A 20,536-nucleotide genomic window follows, 5' to 3' on the forward strand; every position below is an offset into this window, starting at 1 on the left:
AGGTTGACGTCGCTCGGCATCCGTCGGGCGCAGCACTTTCGGGGAAGTACGATGAAGATGCGACGACTCTTGGGCGCAGCTGCCACTCTGGTAGTTGCGATGAGCTCCACACTGGCCAGCGCCGACAGCAAAACCCTGAGCATCGGCTACGTTGATGGTTGGTCGGACAGCGTTGCCACCACCCACGTGGCGGCAGAAGTGATCAAACAAAAGCTCGGTTATGACGTGAAACTGCAGGCGGTTGCCACCGGCATCATGTGGCAGGGCGTGGCGACCGGCAAACTCGATGCCATGCTTTCCGCCTGGCTGCCCGTGACTCACGGTGAATACTGGACCAAGAACAAGGACAAGGTGGTCGATTACGGCCCCAACTTCAAGGATGCGAAAATCGGCCTGATCGTGCCGGAGTACGTCAAGGCCAAGTCCATCGAAGACCTCAAGACCGACACCACCTTCAAGAACAAAATCGTTGGTATCGACGCCGGTTCAGGCGTGATGCTCAAGACCGACGAAGCGATCAAGGCCTACGGTCTGGACTACAAACTGCAGGCCAGCTCGGGCGCAGCAATGATCGCCGAACTGACCCGTGCCGAAGACAAACAGGAATCCATTGCGGTCACCGGTTGGGTGCCGCACTGGATGTTCGCCAAGTGGAAACTGCGTTTCCTGGAAGATCCAAAAGGGATTTATGGTGCTGCTGAAACCGTCAACAGCATCGGTAGCAAGGGCCTGGAGAAGAAAGCGCCGGAAGTCGCGGCCTTCCTGAAGAAATTCCAGTGGGCCTCCAAGGACGAAATCGGCGAAGTCATGTTGGCTATCCAAGAAGGTGCCAAGCCTGATGCAGCGGCCAAGGACTGGGTCGCCAAGCACCCTGAGCGTGTAGCCGAGTGGACCGGTAAATAACCCCCCAATGCCTTGATACAACCCCTGTGGGAGGGGGCTTGCTCCCGATTGCGGTGTGTCAGTCGTCAATGATCTGACTGGCTCACCGCTATCGGGAGCGAGCCCTCTCCCACATTATTTTCGTCATCCGCAAATGTTTCTTTGCCCTCCCAATCCCTCGCTACACTTCCTCTAATACTAAGGTCGTCTGGAACCTGTTCCGCAGCCGCATACAGTGGCTATGTTCCAATAATAAAAAAGCTGTGCTGCGAGGATAAAAACAATGAACGACAGCATTTACCTCTCGATTCAAAACAGCCCTCGTTTCAAGGAGCTGGTGAGAAAAAGGGAAAGGTTCGCCTGGATTCTCTCGGCGATCATGCTAGGGCTTTACTCCGGATTCATCCTGTTGATCGCCTACGGGCCACAAGTGCTAGGGGCCAAACTGAGCCCTGGTTCATCTATTACGTGGGGTATCCCTATTGGGGTCGGGCTGATTGTCTCGGCCTTTGTCCTCACCGGCATCTACGTACGACGCGCCAACGGCGAATTCGACGACCTGAACAATGCGATTCTCAAGGAGGCTGCGCAATGATCCGTCGTCTATTGGCTGTATTCGGCGCTTCGGTCTTCGCGCCCGCTGTGTGGGCGGCGGATGCATTGACCGGTGAAGTGCACAAACAACCGCTTAATATCGCAGCGATCCTGATGTTCGTAGCCTTTGTCGGCGCGACGCTGTGCATCACCTACTGGGCGTCCAAGCGTAACAACTCGGCGGCCGACTATTACGCGGCCGGCGGCAAGATCACCGGTTTCCAGAATGGCTTGGCGATTGCCGGCGACTATATGTCGGCCGCGTCCTTCCTGGGTATTTCCGCGCTGGTGTTCACCTCTGGCTACGATGGCCTGATCTACTCGATCGGCTTCCTGGTGGGCTGGCCGATCATTCTGTTCCTGATCGCCGAGCGCCTGCGTAACCTTGGCAAGTACACCTTTGCTGACGTAGCGTCCTACCGCCTCGGCCAAACCCAGATCCGCAGCCTGTCGGCCTGTGGCTCCCTGGTGGTGGTGGCGTTTTACCTGATCGCTCAGATGGTGGGGGCGGGCAAGCTGATCCAACTGCTGTTCGGTCTGGACTACCACGTCGCGGTAATCCTGGTCGGCATCCTGATGTGCATGTACGTACTGTTCGGCGGCATGTTGGCGACGACTTGGGTACAGATCATCAAGGCAGTGCTGTTGCTGTCCGGTGCGTCGTTCATGGCGCTGATGGTGATGAAGCACGTCAACTTCGACTTCAACATGCTGTTCTCCGAGGCAATCAAGGTTCACCCTAAAGGTGAAGCGATCATGAGCCCCGGCGGCCTGGTGAAGGACCCGATCTCCGCGTTCTCCCTGGGCTTGGCACTGATGTTCGGTACCGCCGGCCTGCCGCACATCCTGATGCGCTTCTTCACCGTAAGCGACGCCAAGGAAGCGCGTAAGAGCGTGCTGTATGCCACTGGCTTCATCGGCTACTTCTATATCCTGACCTTTATCATCGGCTTCGGCGCGATCCTGCTGGTCAGCACTAACCCGGCGTTCAAGGATGCTGCAGGCGCTCTGTTGGGCGGTAACAACATGGCGGCGGTGCACCTGGCTAACGCGGTGGGCGGCAGTATCTTCCTGGGCTTTATCTCGGCCGTGGCCTTCGCCACCATCCTCGCGGTAGTGGCCGGCTTGACCCTGGCCGGTGCTTCGGCGGTGTCCCATGACCTGTACGCCAGCGTGATCAAGAAAGGCAAGGCCAACGAAAAGGACGAGATTCGCGTGTCGAAGATCACCACCATCGCCCTCGCAGTGTTGGCGATCGGCCTGGGCATCCTGTTCGAAAGCCAGAACATTGCGTTCATGGTCGGCCTGGCGTTCTCGATTGCGGCCAGCTGTAACTTCCCGGTGTTGCTGCTTTCCATGTACTGGAAAAACCTCACCACCCGTGGCGCCATGATCGGTGGCTGGTTGGGCTTGATCAGCGCCGTTGGCCTGATGGTGCTGGGTCCGACCATCTGGGTCTCGATCCTGCATCATGAAAAAGCCATCTTCCCGTACGAATACCCAGCGCTGTTCTCGATGATCATCGCGTTTGTGGGTATCTGGTTCTTCTCCATCACCGACAAGTCGGCGGCGGCAGAGAAAGAGCGTGCGCTGTACTTCCCGCAGTTTGTGCGTTCGCAGACTGGCCTGGGGGCGAGTGGGGCGGTTAACCACTAAGGTTGAAGCTGGATAAGGAAATGCCCCGGTCGAAAGGCCGGGGCATTTTTTTGTCTGGAGGTTATGAGGTGCTTGTGCCGATGCCATCGGGGGCAAGCCTCCTCCTGCAGTTAACCGAGTGCATCATTTGGAATGCACTTCAATGTGGGAGGTGGCTTGCCCCTGATGGTGGTAGATCAGTCGACACAAATAAAAACGGCCTCCACTGAGGGAGGCCGTTTTCGGTGCTGCTAAAAGGTGCTTACTTGCGATCTTCCAGCTTGGAGATGTCACGCGACTCGTAGCCGGTGTACAGCTGGCGCGGACGGCCAATCTTGTACGGGCTGGAGAGCATTTCTTTCCAGTGGGAGATCCAGCCCACGGTGCGGGCCAGGGCGAAGATTACAGTGAACATGCTGGTTGGAATGCCGATCGCCTTGAGGATGATCCCCGAGTAGAAGTCGACGTTCGGGTACAGCGAGCGTTCGATGAAGTATGGGTCGGTCAGGGCGATCTCTTCCAGGCGCATGGCCAGTTCGAGTTGCGGATCGTTCTTGATGCCCAGTTCCTTCAATACTTCATCGCAGGTCTGCTTCATCACGGTCGCGCGCGGGTCGCGGTTCTTATAGACCCGGTGACCGAAGCCCATCAACTTGAACGGATCGTTCTTGTCTTTGGCCTTGGCGATGAACTTGTCGATGTTGGACACATCGCCGATTTCATCGAGCATGGTCAATACGGCTTCGTTCGCACCGCCGTGGGCAGGGCCCCACAGTGCAGCGATACCGGCGGCGATACAGGCGAACGGGTTGGCACCCGAAGAGCCTGCCAGGCGTACGGTGGACGTCGAGGCGTTTTGCTCGTGGTCGGCGTGGAGGATGAAGATCCGGTCCATGGCCTTGGCGAGTACCGGGCTGATCGGTTTGATCTCGCACGGGGTGTTGAACATCATGTGCAGGAAGTTTTCCGCGTACGTCAGGTCGTTGCGCGGGTACATCATGGGTTGACCCATGGAGTACTTGTAAACCATTGCGGCCAGAGTCGGCATCTTGGCAACCAGGCGGATCGCGGAGATTTCGCGATGCTGCGGGTTATTGATGTCGAGGGAGTCGTGATAGAAGGCTGACAGGGCGCCAACCACACCGCACATGACGGCCATCGGATGGGCGTCGCGACGGAAGCCGTTGAAGAAGGTCTTCAACTGCTCGTGAACCATGGTGTGGTTCTTTACAGTGCTGACGAACTGGGCTTTTTGCTCGGCTGTTGGCAGTTCGCCATTTAGCAGCAGGTAGCAGGTTTCCAGGTAGTCCGACTTTTCAGCCAGTTGCTCGATCGGGTAGCCCCGATGCAGCAGAATGCCATTGTCGCCGTCGATATAGGTGATCTTCGACTCGCAAGAGGCGGTCGACATGAAGCCTGGGTCGAAAGTGAAACGGCCCGTGGCCGTCAGGCCCCTTACGTCGATAACATCGGGACCAACGGTGCCGGTTAAAATGGGCAGCTCGACGGGGGCTGCGCCCTCGATGATCAACTGCGCTTTTTTGTCAGCCATGTGGCCTCCTATTTATGCTTCAAATCATCAGACAGACCCCCCACGCAGGGCCCGCACCACTATAGTGAGATAAATTCAGATGTCAATTTGCCTAAAGTCTTGCTCCAGAAGGCTTTAACCGTACTTTTTCCTCGAAATTGACTGCCATTTACGCCTTTTATCTCGCCAGCGCAATCCGCTATTAGGGTGAGGAGCGCGCGTTGTCATTAGTAACCTAACTGTCTATACTCGGCCACCGACCGCCAAGGGCTTTTGGGCTTGCTTTCATTGGGGGTCGCACTCCCTGGGTGGTGCTTACCTGACCAGTGCACTCCCCAACAACTTTGCCCTGATTGTTAGGGGCTCTTCAGTGTGAAAAAAAGCCGTGAATAGCCAACGACCTGTAAACCTAGACCTAAGGACCATCAAACTCCCCATCACCGGCGTTACGTCGTTCCTGCACCGTGTTTCCGGCATCATCCTGTTCCTGGGCTTGGGCATCATGCTTTATGCATTGAGCAAATCCCTGGGTTCCGAGGAAGGTTACGCCGAGGTGAAGGCATGCTTGACCAGCCCGCTGGCCAAGTTCGTAGCATGGGGCCTCCTGTCCGCTCTGCTTTATCACCTGGTAGCCGGTGTGCGCCACTTGATCATGGATGCGGGTATCGGTGAGACGCTGGAAGGCGGCCGCCTGGGCTCGAAAATCATCATCGCCATTTCCGTGGTGCTGATCGTTCTGGCAGGAGTTTGGATATGGTAACCAGCGTTACGAACCTTTCGCGTTCAGGCCTCTATGACTGGATGGCACAACGTGTGTCTGCGGTCGTTCTCGCGGCTTATTTCATTTTCCTGATCGGATACCTCGTCGCAAATCCGGGCATCGGCTATGAGCAATGGCACGGCCTGTTTTCCCACAATGCGATGCGAATCTTCAGCCTGCTGGCCCTTGTAGCCCTGGGCGCTCACGCCTGGGTTGGCATGTGGACCATTGCGACTGACTACTTGACGCCTATGGCGCTGGGCAAGTCCGCAACCGCAGTCCGTTTCCTCTTCCAGGCAGTATGCGGCATTGCGATGTTCGCTTACTTCGTCTGGGGTGTGCAGATTCTTTGGGGTATCTGATTCATGGCTAACATTCCAACTATTTCCTTCGACGCCATCATTATTGGCGGCGGCGGTGCTGGCATGCGCGCAGCGCTGCAGCTGGCCCAGGGTGGTCACAAGACTGCCGTGATCACCAAGGTGTTCCCGACCCGCTCCCACACCGTATCGGCCCAGGGTGGCATCACCTGCGCCATCGCCTCCGCCGATCCAAACGATGACTGGCGCTGGCACATGTACGATACCGTCAAGGGTTCCGACTACATCGGTGACCAGGACGCTATCGAATACATGTGTCAGGAAGGTCCGGCTGCGGTGTTCGAGCTGGACCACATGGGCCTGCCGTTTTCCCGTACCGAGCAAGGTCGTATCTACCAGCGTCCATTCGGCGGTCAGTCGAAGGATTACGGTAAAGGTGGCCAAGCTGCCCGTACCTGCGCTGCGTCCGACCGTACCGGTCATGCGCTGCTGCACACCCTTTATCAGGGCAACCTGAAAGCTGGCACCACGTTCCTGAACGAGTACTACGCGGTTGATCTGGTGAAGAACGCCGACGGTGCATTTGTTGGTGTTATCGCCATCTGCATCGAGACCGGTGAAACCACCTACATCCGTGCCAAGGCTACTGTTCTGGCAACTGGCGGTGCAGGCCGTATCTACGCGTCGACCACTAATGCCCTGATCAACACCGGTGACGGCGTTGGCATGGCATTGCGTGCTGGCGTGCCCGTGCAAGACATCGAAATGTGGCAGTTCCACCCGACCGGCATCGCCGGCGCCGGTGTACTGGTGACTGAAGGTTGCCGTGGTGAAGGTGGTTACCTGATCAACAAGCACGGCGAGCGTTTCATGGAGCGTTATGCTCCGAACGCGAAAGACCTCGCGGGTCGTGACGTTGTAGCTCGCTCCATGGTTAAAGAGATCATCGCCGGTAACGGCTGTGGCCCGAATGGCGACCACGTTCTGCTGAAGCTCGATCACCTGGGTGAAGAAGTACTGCACAGCCGCCTGCCGGGTATCTGTGAACTGTCCAAGACCTTTGCCCACGTTGACCCAGTGGTTGCTCCGGTTCCGGTTGTTCCAACCTGCCACTACATGATGGGCGGTGTTCCGACCAACATTCATGGCCAGGCGATCACCCAGAACGCCGACGGCGTTGACGAGATCATCCACGGTCTGTTCGCAGTAGGCGAAGTGGCTTGCGTATCGGTACACGGTGCCAACCGTCTGGGCGGCAACTCGCTGCTCGACTTGGTGGTATTCGGTCGCGCGGCCGGCCTGCACCTGGAAAAAGCGCTGACCGACGGCATCGAATACGATGACGCTACCGACGCTAACATCGAGGCTGCCTTGGCCCGCCTGAACGCTCTGAACGAGCGCACTGATGGCGAAGACGTGGCAACTCTGCGTCGTGAGCTGCAAAGCTGCATGCAGAACTACTTCGGCGTATTCCGTACCGGCGAATACATGCAGAAGGGTATTGCCCAGCTGGCCGATCTGCGCAAGCGCATCGCCAACGTCAAGATCAACGATAAGAGCCAGGCGTTCAACACCGCTCGTATCGAAGCCCTTGAACTGCAAAACCTGCTGGAAGTGGCTGAAGCGACTGCGATCGCCGCCGAGGTTCGTAAAGAATCCCGTGGTGCTCACGCTCGTGAAGACTTTGAAGACCGCGATGACGAAAACTGGTTGTGCCACACCCTGTACTTCCCGGGTGACAAGCGCGTAACCAAGCGTGCCGTGAACTTCTCGCCGAAGACGGTTCCGACGTTTGAACCGAAGATTCGGACTTACTAAGGGTGGCTGCCATGTTGAAAGTCAGTGTTTACCGCTACAACCCTGATCAGGACGCTGCGCCGTTCATGCAGGAGTTCCAGGTCGATACCGGTGGTAAAGACCTGATGGTGCTGGATGTATTGGCACTGATCAAAGAGCAGGACGAGGGTTTCTCCTATCGTCGCTCTTGCCGTGAAGGTGTTTGCGGTTCCGACGGCATGAACATCAACGGCAAAAACGGCCTGGCGTGCATCACGCCGCTGTCCGCCGTTGTTAAAGGCAACAAGCTGATCGTTCGTCCTCTACCAGGTTTGCCGGTTATCCGTGACCTGGTCGTCGATATGAGCATCTTCTACAAGCAATACGAGAAAGTTAAGCCGTTCCTGCAGAACGACACGCCGGCTCCGGCCATCGAGCGTCTGCAGTCCCCTGAAGAGCGTGAAAAGCTCGACGGTCTGTACGAGTGCATCCTGTGCGCCTGCTGCTCGACCTCGTGCCCGTCCTTCTGGTGGAACCCGGACAAGTTCCTGGGTCCAGCTGCCCTGCTGCAAGCGTATCGCTTCCTGGCAGACAGCCGTGACACCAAGACATCCGAGCGTCTGGCTTCGCTGGATGACCCGTTCAGCGTATTCCGCTGCCGCGGGATCATGAACTGCGTCAACGTATGTCCCAAAGGCCTGAACCCGACTAAGGCCATTGGTCACATCCGTAACATGCTGCTCCAAAGCGGCGTGTAACTGACGTTGTAACAAAGCAGGACCGTTGTGCCCGTAAATGCTGCGGCGCAGGCTTCAACCGGCGCCGTAGTTTTAACTTGAGCAGCGACTTACAAAGCCGCGGCTCTTATTTTGAAGAAATGAGACAAGCAGGGGCATTCGGGTTGGTACCCGAACTATCAGCGTGATCCTAAGTGGCTTGTTTTGGTCGCTGCACTTGGCCTTTTGCAAGCAAACTCGGTGTTTCCGCCGGTGGTGTCCCCAAATCGAGGGTGACCAAGCATGCAAGAAAGCGTGATGCAGCGCATGTGGAACAGCGGCTATCTTTCAGGTGGTAACGCTGCCTATGTGGAAGAGCTTTATGAGCTCTACCTGCACGACCCTAACGCTGTGCCAGAAGAATGGCGCACCAAATTTCAGACGTTGTCTTCAGACGGCAACGCTGCCACCGATGTATCGCACGCAACGATTCGCGATCAGTTTGTGCTGCTGGCAAAGAACCAGCGCCGCGCCCAACCGGTTTCCGCCGGTAGCGTGAGCAGTGAGCATGAGAAGAAGCAAGTTGAAGTACTGCGACTGATCCAGGCCTACCGGATGCGTGGCCACCAGGCGGCCCAGCTTGACCCGCTGGGGCTCTGGCAGCGTCCTGCACCTGCTGACCTGTCGATCAATCATTACGGCTTGACCAATGCCGATCTTGATACGACCTTCCGTGCCGGCGACCTGTTCATCGGCAAAGAGGAAGCGAGCCTACGCGAAATTCACGAAGCGTTGCAGCAGACATATTGCCGCACCATCGGCGCTGAGTTCACGCACATCACTGATTCCGAGCAACGTCACTGGTTCCAGCATCGCCTGGAAGGTGTGCGTGGCCGTCCGGTGCTGTCCGCCGACGTTCGCAGCCACCTGCTTGAGCGCGTGACCGCAGCTGAAGGTTTGGAAAAATACCTGGGCACCAAATACCCAGGCACCAAGCGTTTTGGCCTGGAAGGCGGCGAAAGCCTGATCCCGATGCTCGACGAGCTGATCCAGCGTTCCGGTTCCTACGGTACCAAGGAAATAGTGATCGGCATGGCTCACCGTGGTCGCCTGAACGTGTTGGTCAACACCTTCGGCAAGAACCCGCGTGAACTGTTCGACGAGTTCGAAGGCAAGAAGAAGGTCGAGCTGGGTTCCGGCGACGTTAAATATCACCAGGGCTTCTCGTCCAACGTCATGACCACAGGCGGCGAAGTTCACCTGGCCATGGCCTTCAACCCATCCCACCTGGAAATCGTTTCTCCAGTGGTCGAGGGTTCGGTCCGTGCTCGTCAGGATCGTCGTAACGACACCACCGGTGAAAAGGTTCTGCCGATTTCCATCCACGGTGACGCGGCATTCGCCGGTCAAGGCGTGGTACTGGAAACGTTCCAGATGTCGCAGACTCGCGGCTTCAAGACCGGCGGTACCGTTCACATCGTCATCAACAACCAGGTTGGCTTCACCATCAGCAACCCACTGGATGCGCGCTCCACCGAGTACGCCACCGACGTTGCCAAGATGATTCAGGCGCCGATCCTCCATGTGAATGGTGATGATCCGGAAGCTGTGCTGTTCGTGACCCAACTGGCCGTCGACTATCGCATGCAGTTCAAGCGTGACGTGGTGATCGACCTGGTTTGCTACCGCCGTCGCGGTCACAACGAAGCTGACGAACCAAGCGGCACCCAGCCGCTGATGTACCAGCAGATCACGAAGCAGCGCACCACACGTGAGCTGTATGCCGAAAGCCTGACGAAGGCCGGTATTGTTGATGATGCGCGTGTTCAGGCGAAGATCGATGAATACCGCAACGCGCTGGACAATGGTCTGCACGTAGTAAAAAGCCTGGTCAAAGAGCCGAACAAAGAGCTGTTCGTTGACTGGCGTCCGTACCTGGGTCACACCTGGACGGCGCGTCACGACACCTCGTTCGATCTGAAGACCCTGCAGGAACTGTCCGCCAAGCTGCTGGAAATCCCGGATGGCTTCGTGGTGCAGCGCCAGGTTGCGAAGATCTACGAAGACCGTCAGAAGATGCAAGCCGGCGGCCTGCCGATCAACTGGGGCTATGCCGAAACCATGGCGTACGCGACCCTGGCGTTTGAAGGTCACCCGATCCGCATGACCGGCCAGGACATCGGCCGTGGTACGTTCTCGCACCGTCACGCGGTATTGCACAACCAGAAAGACGCGGGCACCTACATCCCGTTGCAGAACCTGTACGAAGGCCAGCCGCGTTTCGACCTGTACGATTCGTTCCTGTCCGAAGAAGCCGTACTGGCGTTCGAATACGGTTACTCAACCACCACGCCGCAGGCGCTGGTGATCTGGGAAGCCCAGTTCGGTGACTTCGCCAACGGTGCCCAGGTGGTTATCGACCAGTTCATCACCAGCGGCGAGCACAAGTGGGGCCGTCTGTGCGGTCTGACCATGCTGCTGCCACACGGTTATGAAGGTCAGGGTCCGGAGCACTCCTCGGCCCGTCTGGAGCGTTACCTGCAGCTGTGCGCCGAGCACAACATCCAGGTGTGCGTGCCGACTACTCCGGCGCAGATCTACCACTTGCTGCGTCGCCAGGTGATCCGCCCGCTGCGCAAGCCGCTGGTAGTGCTGACCCCGAAATCGCTGCTGCGTCACAAATTGGCCATCTCTACCCTGGAAGATCTGGCGGATGGTTCGTTCCAGACCGTGATTCCAGAGATCGATACGCTGGACGCGGCCAAGGTCACTCGCCTGATCCTGTGCAGCGGCAAGGTCTACTACGACCTGCTGGAAAAACGTCGTGCCGAGGGCCGCGAAGACATCGCCATCGTACGTATCGAACAGCTTTACCCGTTCCCGGAAGATGACCTCATGGAGATCATCGCGCCTTACACCAACCTCACTAATGTTGTGTGGTGTCAGGAAGAACCGATGAACCAAGGCGCTTGGTACAGCAGCCAGCATCACCTGCGTCGCAGTATCGGCAACCACAACAAGGCCTTGGGCCTGGAGTACGCCGGTCGTGATGCTTCTGCTGCACCTGCTTGTGGTTATGCGTCGATGCACGCCGAGCAGCAGGAAAAACTGCTGCAAGATGCTTTCACTGTTTAACGCCTTCGCGCTGACTGAAACCGAATTTTAAGGACCCACAGATAATGGCTATCGAAATCAAAGCCCCGTCATTCCCGGAATCGGTTGCCGATGGCACCGTTGCCACTTGGCACAAGAAACCAGGCGACGCTGTAAAGCGTGACGACCTGATCGTCGACATCGAGACCGACAAAGTCGTTCTGGAAGTGTTGGCCGAAGCTGACGGCGTACTGGGCGCAATCGTTGCCGAAGAGGGCGCTACCGTTCTGTCGAACCAGGTACTGGGCTCGATCGAAGAAGGCAGCGCTGCCGCTGCTCCTGCTGCCGCTGCTGCACCGGCCGCTGCCTCGGCACCTGCTGCCGCTCCGGCTGCGGGTGGTGAAGATCCAATCGCTGCACCGGCTGCGCGTCAGCTGGCTGAAGAAAACGGTATCAACCTGGCTTCCATCAAAGGCACCGGTAAAGACGGCCGTGTGACCAAGGAAGATGTGGTTGCTGCTGTTGAAGCCAAGAAAAACGCTCCTGCTGCTGCGCCTGCCAAGGCTGCTGCCCCGGCTGCCGCTGCTCCTGTGTTCGCTGCTGGCGACCGCACCGAGAAGCGTGTTCCGATGACCCGCGTTCGTGCCACCGTGGCCAAGCGCCTGGTTGAAGCACAGTCGAACATGGCGATGCTGACTACTTTCAACGAAGTCGACATGACCGAAGTCATGGCCCTGCGTTCGAAGTACAAGGATCTGTTCGAGAAGTCCCACAACGGCGTGCGCCTGGGCTTCATGTCGTTCTTCGTGAAAGCGGCCACCGAAGCGCTGAAACGCTTCCCGGCAGTCAACGCTTCCATCGACGGCGGCGACATCGTTTACCACGGCTATGCAGACGTCGGCGTTGCCGTGTCCAGCGACCGTGGCCTGGTGGTTCCGGTCCTGCGTAACGCCGAGCTGATGAGCCTGGCCGAAATCGAAGGCGGCATCGCCGGCTTCGGCAAGAAAGCCCGTGACGGCAAGCTGACCATCGACGAGATGACCGGTGGTACCTTCACCATCACCAACGGTGGTACCTTCGGTTCGATGATGTCGACCCCGATCGTCAACCCGCCACAAGCCGCGATCCTGGGCATGCACAACATCATCCAGCGTCCGATGGCGATCAACGGCCAAGTCGTGATCCGCCCAATGATGTACCTGGCACTGTCTTACGATCACCGCCTGATCGATGGTAAAGAAGCCGTGACTTTCCTGGTGACCATCAAGAACCTGCTGGAAGACCCGGCTCGTCTGCTGCTGGATATCTGATAGAAGCAGCTGCAGGCTCCGGGCAAGCCGCCAAATAGGGCGGCTTGACCTGGAGCGTGTGGCTTGAAAGCTTGCTGCTAAATAGAGGAACTATTTTCATGTCGCAGAAATTTGACGTTGTAGTGATTGGTGCAGGTCCTGGAGGCTATGTTGCCGCCATCAAGGCCGCACAACTGGGCCTCTCGACTGCTTGCATCGAAAAATACACCGACAAGGAAGGCAAACTGGCACTGGGCGGTACTTGCCTGAACGTTGGTTGCATTCCTTCCAAGGCGCTGCTGGACAGCTCCTGGAAATTCCACGAAGCCCAAGACGGCTTCGCGATCCACGGCATCAACCATGCTGGCGTGACCATGGACGTGCCAGCAATGGTCGGCCGTAAAGCCAATATTGTTAAGGGCCTGACTTCCGGCGTTGCAACCCTGTTCAAGGCTAACGGCGTCACTTCCCTGCAAGGCCACGGCAAACTGTTGGCCGGCAAGAAAGTTGAAATCACCAAGCCAGACGGCTCGGTTGAAGTCATCGAAGCCGAGAACGTGATTCTGGCTCCGGGTTCGCGTCCTATCGACATTCCACCAGCTCCAGTTGACCAGAACGTAATCGTTGATTCGACCGGCGCCCTGGAATTCCAAGCAGTTCCAAAGCGTCTGGGCGTGATCGGCGCTGGCGTGATCGGCCTGGAACTGGGTTCGGTCTGGTCCCGCCTGGGTTCTGAAGTGACTGTACTGGAAGCCCTGGACACGTTCCTGCTGGCTGCCGACACCGCTGTGTCCAAAGAAGCGCTGAAAACCCTGACCAAACAAGGTCTGGATATCAAGCTGGGCGCACGTGTTACCGGTTCGAAGGTCAACGGCGAAGAAGTCGTTGTGACCTACACCGACAAAGACGGCGAGCAGACCATCACTTTCGACAAGCTGATCGTAGCCGTAGGTCGCCGTCCAGTGACCACCGACCTGCTGGCTTCCGACAGTGGCGTGAACATCGATGAGCGTGGCTTCATCCACGTTGACGATCACTGCGCTACCACCGTTCCTGGCGTCTACGCCATTGGCGACGTGGTTCGCGGCATGATGCTCGCGCACAAAGCTTCCGAAGAAGGCATCATGGTTGTCGAGCGCATCAAGGGCCACAAAACCCAGATGAACTACGACCTGATCCCATCGGTTATCTACACCCACCCGGAAATTGCATGGGTCGGCAAAAACGAACAGCAGTTGAAAGCTGAAGGCGTTGAAGTTAACGTCGGTACCTTCCCGTTTGCTGCTTCTGGCCGTGCCATGGCAGCCAACGACACCGGTGGTTTTGTCAAAGTCATCGCTGATGCCAAGACTGACCGCGTATTGGGCGTCCACGTGATTGGCCCGAGCGCTGCAGAACTGGTTCAGCAAGGCGCAATCGGTATGGAATTCGGCACCAGTGCCGAGGACCTGGGCATGATGGTTTTCTCCCATCCGACCCTGTCCGAAGCGTTGCACGAAGCAGCGTTGGCTGTGAATGGCGGCGCCATCCACATCGCCAACCGCAAGAAGCGCTAAGCGAGATAATAAGAAACCACGGCGGAGTTGCCCGTCGTGAGCCTTGCGCGCAAGACTCACCGCGGAATATCCGCTGGACGCAGTCTTGCGCAGCTTTACGGGCCTTAAAGCCCAGCAAGTTGCGCAAGCAGCAGTCACAGGTGGCGCGGCACTCATAATGAGCGCAGCGCCGAATGCGCAGTACCTAACGAAGACGGTAAAAAGCATGAATCTTCACGAGTATCAGGGTAAGCAGCTGTTCGCTGAATACGGCCTGCCAGTATCCAAGGGCTACGCAGTAGACACCCCGGAAGCAGCAGCAGAAGCCTGCGACAAAATCGGCGGCACCGAGTGGGTTGTCAAAGCCCAGGTCCACGCTGGTGGTCGCGGTAAAGCGGGCGGCGTTAAGCTGGTTCGCAGCAAAGAAGACGCCAAGGCCTTCGCACAGCAATGGCTGGGCAAGCGTCTGGTGACTTACCAGACTGATGCCAATGGCCAGCCAGTCACCAAGATCCTGGTTGAATCGTGCACTGATATCGCTAAAGAGCTGTACCTGGGCGCTGTCGTTGACCGTTCGAGCCGTCGCATCGTGTTCATGGCTTCCACCGAAGGTGGCGTGGACATTGAGAAGATCGCCGAAGAAACCCCAGAAAAAATTCTGAAAGCCACTATCGATCCACTGGTTGGCGCTCAGCCGTTCCAGGGTCGTGAGCTGGCTTTCCAGTTGGGTCTGGAAGGCAAGCAAGTTGCCCAGTTCGCCAAGATCTTCGTAGGTCTGGCCAAACTGTTCCAGGATCACGATCTGGCTCTGCTGGAAGTGAACCCGCTGGTGATCAAGGCTGATGGCGATCTGCACTGCCTCGATGCCAAGATCAACATCGACGCCAACGCCATGTACCGTCAGCCTAAGCTGAAGACTTTCCACGATCCGTCGCAAGACGATCCGCGCGAAGCGCACGCTGCCAAGTTCGAACTGAACTACGTAGCCCTGGAAGGTAACATCGGTTGCATGGTCAACGGTGCTGGCCTGGCCATGGGTACCATGGACATCGTCAACCTGCATGGCGGCAAACCAGCCAACTTCCTCGACGTAGGCGGCGGTGCTACCAAAGAACGCGTTACCGAAGCCTTCAAGATCATCCTGTCCGACTCCAACGTCGCAGCAGTGCTGGTAAACATCTTCGGCGGCATCGTTCGTTGCGACATGATTGCCGAAGGCATCATCGGTGCAGTGAAAGAAGTTGGCGTTAAAATCCCGGTTGTTGTTCGCCTTGAAGGTAACAACGCTGAACTGGGCGCTAAAGTACTGGCAGAAAGCGGTTTGAACATCATCGCGGCTACCAGCCTGACCGACGCTGCTCAACAAGTTGTTAAAGCTGCGGAGGGCAAATAATGAGCGTCCTGATCAATAAAGACACCAAAGTTATCTGCCAGGGTATTACCGGTTCGCAAGGTAGTTTCCACACCCAGCAAGCCATCGAATACGGCACCAAGATGGTTGGCGGCGTAACTCCTGGTAAAGGCGGCACCGAGCACCTGGGTCTGCCAGTGTTCAACACCGTGAAAGATGCTGTAGCTGCCACTGGCGCCACCGCCAGCGTGATCTACGTTCCAGCTCCTTTCTGCAAGGACTCCATCCTGGAAGCAGCATTCGGCGGCATCAAGCTGATCGTCTGCATCACAGAAGGCATTCCTACCCTGGACATGCTGGACGCTAAAGTTAAGTGCGACGAACTGGGCGTTGTCCTGATCGGCCCTAACTGCCCAGGCGTGATCACCCCAGGCGAATGCAAGATCGGCATCATGCCAGGTCACATTCACTTGCCAGGTAAAGTCGGTATCGTTTCCCGTTCCGGCACCCTGACCTACGAAGCTGTCAAGCAAACTACTGACGCCGGTTTCGGTCAGTCGACTTGCGTCGGCATCGGCGGTGACCCGATCCCAGGTTCGAACTTCATCGACATCCTGAAGCTGTTCCAGGAAGACCCGAAGACCGAAGCGATCGTGATGATCGGTGAGATCGGCGGTTCGGCTGAAGAAGAAGCGGCTGCCTACATCAAGGCACACGTGACCAAGCCGGTTGTTTCCTACATCGCTGGTGTGACTGCCCCTGCGGGCAAGCGCATGGGCCATGCTGGCGCAATCATCTCTGGCGGCAAAGGCACTGCAGACGAGAAGTTTGCTGCCCTGGAAGACGCAGGCGTTAAAACCGTGCGTTCGCTGGCAGACATCGGCAAGGCTTTGTCCGAGCTGACCGGTTGGGCTGTCAAGTAAGCTTCGCGCTTAGCTGACGCTTTACCAGCAAAGGCCACCTTCGGGTGGCCTTTGTGCGTTTGGATGTACTCGATCCTATGTAAGGGGCAGTGCGACGATTCAACTAGCCCTCACACATTTGTTTGTATTGCCAACATAAGTATGAAAACGCGACATCAAGATGTCGCTTATCGGACAGTTCGCCCCGCAACAGTGCGTTTGTCAGCCTGATTCTGTAACCTACCCGCCTCTTTATGCGCTGGCCTCCCAAAAGGAAGCCGCGCGCTAGACCGGTCGGCCCCATCAGGGCCGGCAGTATTTCCCTCATCCACAGGGAATCCCTCTCTAAATTCCGATTCAGTAGTGTGGTATTTCCCGAAATGAAAGTGTTGAAAAGCCAGGATATCCTGGCGCTGGGCTTCATGACCTTTGCCCTGTTCGTGGGCGCCGGTAACATCATCTTCCCGCCTATCGTTGGCTTGCAGTCCGGACCTCACGTCTGGATGGCGGCGTTGGGCTTCCTGATCACCGCAGTGGGTTTGCCAGTGGTCACCGTGATTGCCCTCGCCAAGGTCGGCGGTGGAATGGATGCGTTGAGCAGCCCGATCGGCAAGATCGCCGGTGGCCTGCTTGCGGCGGCTGCGTATCTGGCGGTAGGACCGCTGTTCGCTACCCCGCGTACCGCGACGGTGTCCTTTGAAGTCGGCTTGGCGCCGCTCACCGGTGAAAGCCCGTTGGCGCTGTTCCTCTATAGCTCCGTTTACTTCCTGGTGGTGTTCTTTGTGTCCCTGTACCCAGGGCGCCTGCTGGACACTGTCGGTCGTTTCCTTGCGCCGTTGAAGATCATCGCGTTAGCCATCCTCGGCATCGCTGCGTTTGCCTTGCCGGCCGGTGAGGTGGGTGTCGCCACTCCGGAATATGTCGCTGCACCGTTCTCCCAAGGTTTTATCAATGGTTATCTGACCATGGACACCCTTGGTGCTCTGGTATTCGGCATTGTGATCGTCAACGCTATCCGCTCCCGTGGTGTTGATTCGCCCAAGCTGATCACCCGCTACGCGATCATCGCTGGCCTGATTGCTGGCGTTGGTCTTGCGCTGGTGTACGTCAGCCTGTTCCGCCTTGGTGCGGGAAGTCATGAAGTGGCCGCTGGTGCGGCTAATGGCGCAGCCGTACTGCACGCGTACGTGCAACACACCTTCGGCTCCCTGGGCAGTGGTTTCCTGGCGGTGTTGATTTCCTTGGCATGCCTGGTTACCGCGGTTGGCCTGACCTGCGCTTGCGCCGAGTACTTCAGCAAAATCCTGCCGCTGTCCTACAAGACCCTGGTAGTGATCCTGGCGCTGTTCTCGTTGTTCGTGTCCAACCTGGGCCTGACTAAGCTGATTGCCTTTTCGATCCCGGTGCTTACCGCGATCTACCCGCCGTGCATCGTGCTGGTGGCCCTGAGCTTCTGCAAAGACTTCTGGCAGGAACAGGGCCGGATCGTTGGCCCGGTGATGCTGGTGTCGTTCATCTTTGGCTGCATTGATGCGCTGAAGGGCGCGGGCTTTGCCGACTGGCTGCCGTCGCAACTGGCGCATCTGCCGCTGAGCGAGCAGGGCCTGGCGTGGTTGGTGCCGTCGGTAATGACCTTGGTCGTGGCTGTGGTGGTTGATCGTATGCTTGGCAAGCGTAGCGAAGCGATCGCGTAACACCGCTTCAAGGCTGCACAGAAATGCCCCGTATCAATCAATACGGGGCATTTTTTATGCTTGGTAGACTACGACCTTCTAAAGTTGGAGCGCGGTCGATGTAGGAGGGGGCTTGCCTCAGACGGCACTGTGCCATTCAACAGATGCAGTGACTGCCAGCAAGCATTCGGGATCAAAGCCTCTCCCCCAATGTTGACCACGTTTTCAAAAACTTTCTTGATATAGGACCCGCATGTCGTTCGTCGAAACCAATCAAATCCACCTGCTTGCCGCCCTCTGGTTCGTTCTGTGTTGGGGCGGCTACACCCGTTATGCGACCTGGAAAGCCCGGGACACTGCGTGCCTGGCCAGTGTGTTGCATTTGTATCGTGAAGACTGGATGCGTCGCATGCTGCTGCGCGACAACCGCATTGCCGACGCCAGCGTGATCGGCAACCTGGAGCGCAATGCTTCGTTCTTTGCCTCCAGTACCCTGATTATCCTCGCTGGTATTCTCACCGTGCTTGGCGCCTCTGAGCGGGCCGTGTCCTTGCTAGCGGACATTCCTATGGTGCAGCAGGCGTCCCAGGGCATGTCGGAAATTAAGTTGTTGTGCCTGGCATTGGTGTTCGTCTACGCCTTCTTCACGTTCAGCTGGTGTATGCGCCAGTACAACTTTGCGGCGGTGTTGGTGGGGTCTGCGCCGATGATCGGTGAGCGGCATGTGTCCGAGCAAGAGCGCAAGGCGTTTGCCTTGCGGGCGGCAAGGGTAATCTCCATGGCCGCCAACCAGTTTAACTTTGGTCTGCGCGCTTATTACTTCGGCATGACCATGTTGGCGTGGTTTGTCAGCCCATGGTTATTCATGTTGATGAGCGCGGGAGTGGTAGTCGTGCTTTACCGTCGAGAGTTTCATTCCGACGTGCTGCAAGTGATGGTGTATACGCAGACTGATACGCCAGTGCCTGAGGCGATCAAAGAGTCGGCTTAGTCCACTTCAGCGAGTTAACGCTTCAAATTAAAAACCACAGGCAAAGAAAAGCCCGCTATTTGAGCGGGCTTTCTTTATCGCAGCGAAGCTATTTCAAACCGCGGTCTCAAGAACCGGTGGCTGGAGTAGCAGGTGCTGCTTCTTTTGCGGCGGCTTCGTTCGATTCAGCCTGAGCTTTGGCAGCATCGGCGTTTTCTTTCGCAGCGTCGTTCACTTTATCCTGAGCCTTCGCCATATCTTTCTGAGCTTGCTCAGAGTGCGCGGCAGCGTCTTGGGCTTTGTCTTCGGATTTTTTGTCGCAGGCAGCGAGACCGAGGGCAGCGGCGAGCATCATGGAAATAGCTAAAGTCTTGCGCATTGGGTGTTTCTCCTTATTGAAGATATCTACTGGCCTTTCGAGCCTGAGGGTTCAGCATTAGTTCCTTTTATTGCGCAGATATATAAACAGCGCCCCCCAAGGAACTTTCAACCGCACTGCCTACTCCGCGGATTAACGCTAATAAGAGTCTAGACCGAATGACCGAAAACCCACTGTTAGAGCGTGCGACGCGCTTTGTTTCGGCCCTGCGCCATTGCCAGGTGCTGGGGATTACCGTGCATGCCGCCAACCTGGAAGGTATGACCTTGGTCCTGCCCTACGGCCCCTCCATCGTCGGCGACCCTCGCACCGGGGTGATCCATGGCGGTGCGCTGACTTCGCTGATGGACACCGCCTGTGGCATGGCCACCTTGTGTGTATTACCAGAGTTCGAGGTGTGCCCGACCCTCGACCTGCGCGTCGACTACATGCACACCGCCGAACCCCACAAGCCGGTTTATGGCTTCGCCCAATGTTACCGGGTGACGACTGACGTGATCTTTACCCGTGGCGTTGCCTATCAGGATGACCCGCAGCAGCCCATTGCCCATGTGGTGGGCACGTTCATGCGCATGGGCAAGCGGCTCAAGGGAGCCCAAGGACTGAGCAGCACAATCAAGGGAGAACAGGCATGACGCATCGATTCAAGACGCGCCTGGAACAGGCCCACGAACTCGGAAACTATGAGGCGCTGCTGGCGTTGATTCCTTACGCCAAGCTGATCGGCATCGAATGCACACGCCTGGGCGATGAATTGCTGTTTCGCCTGCCCGCCAACAAAGACAACATTGGTAACCCCATATTGCCGGCGCTGCACGGCGGGGTGATTGCCGGCTTTATGGAGCTGTCGGCGGCGTTGCACCTGCTGGTATTTACCGGTGCGCCGGGCTTGCCGAAAATCATCGATTTCTCCCTGGATTACCTGCGTGCAGGCCAGTTCCGCGACACTTATGCCAAATGCCAGGTCTGGCGCCAGGGCCGACGGGTCGCGAACGTGGCAATTACCGCCTGGCAGAGCACCCCGGCAGAACCTATTGCCACCGCCCGTGCGCATTTCAAAATTGAGGAAACGACTCGCCCTTGAAATCCTGGCCTTAGCCCCCAACTTTGATGACAACCCGCCGCCAACC

Annotated in this window: 18 protein-coding genes; 16 read left to right on the plus strand and 2 right to left on the minus strand. The window is 57.3% G+C overall.

Annotated elements, in window-relative coordinates; all coding sequences use genetic code 11:
• Window positions 1–51: 51 nt before the first annotated feature.
• The 3 genes from G9Q84_RS14560 (at window position 52) to G9Q84_RS14570 (ending at window position 3,132) form a co-directional block, all read left to right on the plus strand.
• Complete coding sequence (locus G9Q84_RS14560) at window positions 52–903, plus strand: glycine betaine ABC transporter substrate-binding protein (RefSeq protein ID WP_032889150.1); 852 nt, start codon at window positions 52–54, stop codon at window positions 901–903.
• A 262-nt stretch (window positions 904–1,165) separates the two neighbouring features.
• Window positions 1,166–1,477 carry a DUF485 domain-containing protein gene (locus G9Q84_RS14565; RefSeq protein WP_027607054.1) on the plus strand — a complete coding sequence of 104 codons (312 nt, stop codon included), beginning with the start codon at window positions 1,166–1,168 and terminating at the stop codon, window positions 1,475–1,477.
• A complete protein-coding gene (locus tag G9Q84_RS14570; RefSeq protein WP_095184254.1) occupies window positions 1,474–3,132 on the plus strand; it encodes a cation acetate symporter in 1,659 nt (552 codons plus the stop codon). Before G9Q84_RS14565 ends, G9Q84_RS14570 begins: the two co-directional genes overlap by 4 nt.
• Window positions 3,133–3,373: 241 nt before the next feature.
• Here G9Q84_RS14570 and gltA read toward each other — a convergent pair whose 3' ends face one another.
• The gene (gene gltA / locus G9Q84_RS14575) at window positions 3,374–4,663 is read right to left on the minus strand and encodes a citrate synthase (RefSeq protein WP_032889154.1); all 1,290 of its coding nucleotides are present in this window, start codon (window positions 4,661–4,663) and stop codon (window positions 3,374–3,376) included.
• A gap of 364 nt (window positions 4,664–5,027) precedes the next feature.
• Here gltA and sdhC point away from each other — a divergent pair, with 364 nt between their 5' ends.
• The 11 genes from sdhC (at window position 5,028) to G9Q84_RS14630 (ending at window position 19,048) form a co-directional block, all read left to right on the plus strand.
• Complete coding sequence (gene sdhC, locus G9Q84_RS14580; protein WP_016979564.1) at window positions 5,028–5,402, plus strand: succinate dehydrogenase, cytochrome b556 subunit; 375 nt, start codon at window positions 5,028–5,030, stop codon at window positions 5,400–5,402.
• On the plus strand, window positions 5,396–5,764 hold the full coding sequence (gene sdhD, locus G9Q84_RS14585) for a succinate dehydrogenase, hydrophobic membrane anchor protein (protein ID WP_032889156.1): 369 nt from the start codon (window positions 5,396–5,398) through the stop codon (window positions 5,762–5,764). The genes sdhC and sdhD overlap by 7 nt, the downstream gene beginning before the upstream one ends.
• 3 nt (window positions 5,765–5,767) lie before the next feature.
• Window positions 5,768–7,540 (plus strand): succinate dehydrogenase flavoprotein subunit, encoded by a 1,773-nt coding sequence (sdhA, locus tag G9Q84_RS14590; protein ID WP_032889157.1) that lies wholly within the window; start codon window positions 5,768–5,770, stop codon window positions 7,538–7,540.
• Window positions 7,541–7,551: 11 nt separating this feature from the next.
• Window positions 7,552–8,256, plus strand: coding sequence for a succinate dehydrogenase iron-sulfur subunit (locus G9Q84_RS14595; protein WP_003172807.1), 705 nt, complete (start codon window positions 7,552–7,554; stop codon window positions 8,254–8,256).
• A gap of 261 nt (window positions 8,257–8,517) precedes the next feature.
• Window positions 8,518–11,349 (plus strand): 2-oxoglutarate dehydrogenase E1 component, encoded by a 2,832-nt coding sequence (locus tag G9Q84_RS14600; RefSeq protein WP_032889159.1) that lies wholly within the window; start codon window positions 8,518–8,520, stop codon window positions 11,347–11,349.
• A 44-nt stretch (window positions 11,350–11,393) separates the two neighbouring features.
• A complete protein-coding gene (gene odhB / locus G9Q84_RS14605) occupies window positions 11,394–12,617 on the plus strand; it encodes a 2-oxoglutarate dehydrogenase complex dihydrolipoyllysine-residue succinyltransferase (protein WP_032889161.1) in 1,224 nt (407 codons plus the stop codon).
• Between the two features lie 98 nt (window positions 12,618–12,715).
• Window positions 12,716–14,152: a dihydrolipoyl dehydrogenase gene (gene lpdA / locus G9Q84_RS14610; protein WP_032889163.1), complete on the plus strand. Its 1,437-nt coding sequence runs from the start codon at window positions 12,716–12,718 to the stop codon at window positions 14,150–14,152.
• A gap of 205 nt (window positions 14,153–14,357) precedes the next feature.
• Window positions 14,358–15,524, plus strand: a complete 1,167-nt coding sequence (sucC, locus tag G9Q84_RS14615; protein WP_003210567.1) for an ADP-forming succinate--CoA ligase subunit beta — start codon at window positions 14,358–14,360, stop codon at window positions 15,522–15,524.
• Window positions 15,524–16,405: a succinate--CoA ligase subunit alpha gene (gene sucD, locus G9Q84_RS14620; protein ID WP_003210566.1), complete on the plus strand. Its 882-nt coding sequence runs from the start codon at window positions 15,524–15,526 to the stop codon at window positions 16,403–16,405. The genes sucC and sucD overlap by 1 nt, the downstream gene beginning before the upstream one ends.
• Window positions 16,406–16,764: 359 nt before the next feature.
• On the plus strand, window positions 16,765–18,078 hold the full coding sequence (gene brnQ / locus G9Q84_RS14625) for a branched-chain amino acid transport system II carrier protein (protein WP_032889165.1): 1,314 nt from the start codon (window positions 16,765–16,767) through the stop codon (window positions 18,076–18,078).
• A 232-nt stretch (window positions 18,079–18,310) separates the two neighbouring features.
• The gene (locus G9Q84_RS14630; protein ID WP_032889167.1) at window positions 18,311–19,048 is read left to right on the plus strand and encodes a DUF599 domain-containing protein; all 738 of its coding nucleotides are present in this window, start codon (window positions 18,311–18,313) and stop codon (window positions 19,046–19,048) included.
• Between the two features lie 106 nt (window positions 19,049–19,154).
• Here G9Q84_RS14630 and G9Q84_RS14635 read toward each other — a convergent pair whose 3' ends face one another.
• Complete coding sequence (locus tag G9Q84_RS14635) at window positions 19,155–19,406, minus strand: hypothetical protein (protein WP_010211724.1); 252 nt, start codon at window positions 19,404–19,406, stop codon at window positions 19,155–19,157.
• 158 nt (window positions 19,407–19,564) lie between these two features.
• Between G9Q84_RS14635 and G9Q84_RS14640 the strand changes: the two genes are divergently transcribed.
• Window positions 19,565–20,041 (plus strand): PaaI family thioesterase, encoded by a 477-nt coding sequence (locus G9Q84_RS14640; RefSeq protein ID WP_099601485.1) that lies wholly within the window; start codon window positions 19,565–19,567, stop codon window positions 20,039–20,041.
• Window positions 20,038–20,490, plus strand: a complete 453-nt coding sequence (locus G9Q84_RS14645; protein WP_122680095.1) for a PaaI family thioesterase — start codon at window positions 20,038–20,040, stop codon at window positions 20,488–20,490. Before G9Q84_RS14640 ends, G9Q84_RS14645 begins: the two co-directional genes overlap by 4 nt.
• Window positions 20,491–20,536 lie beyond the last annotated feature (46 nt).

It is taken from the genome of Pseudomonas sivasensis (assembly GCF_013778505.1).
In the GTDB taxonomy this organism is placed as follows: domain Bacteria; phylum Pseudomonadota; class Gammaproteobacteria; order Pseudomonadales; family Pseudomonadaceae; genus Aquipseudomonas; species Aquipseudomonas sivasensis.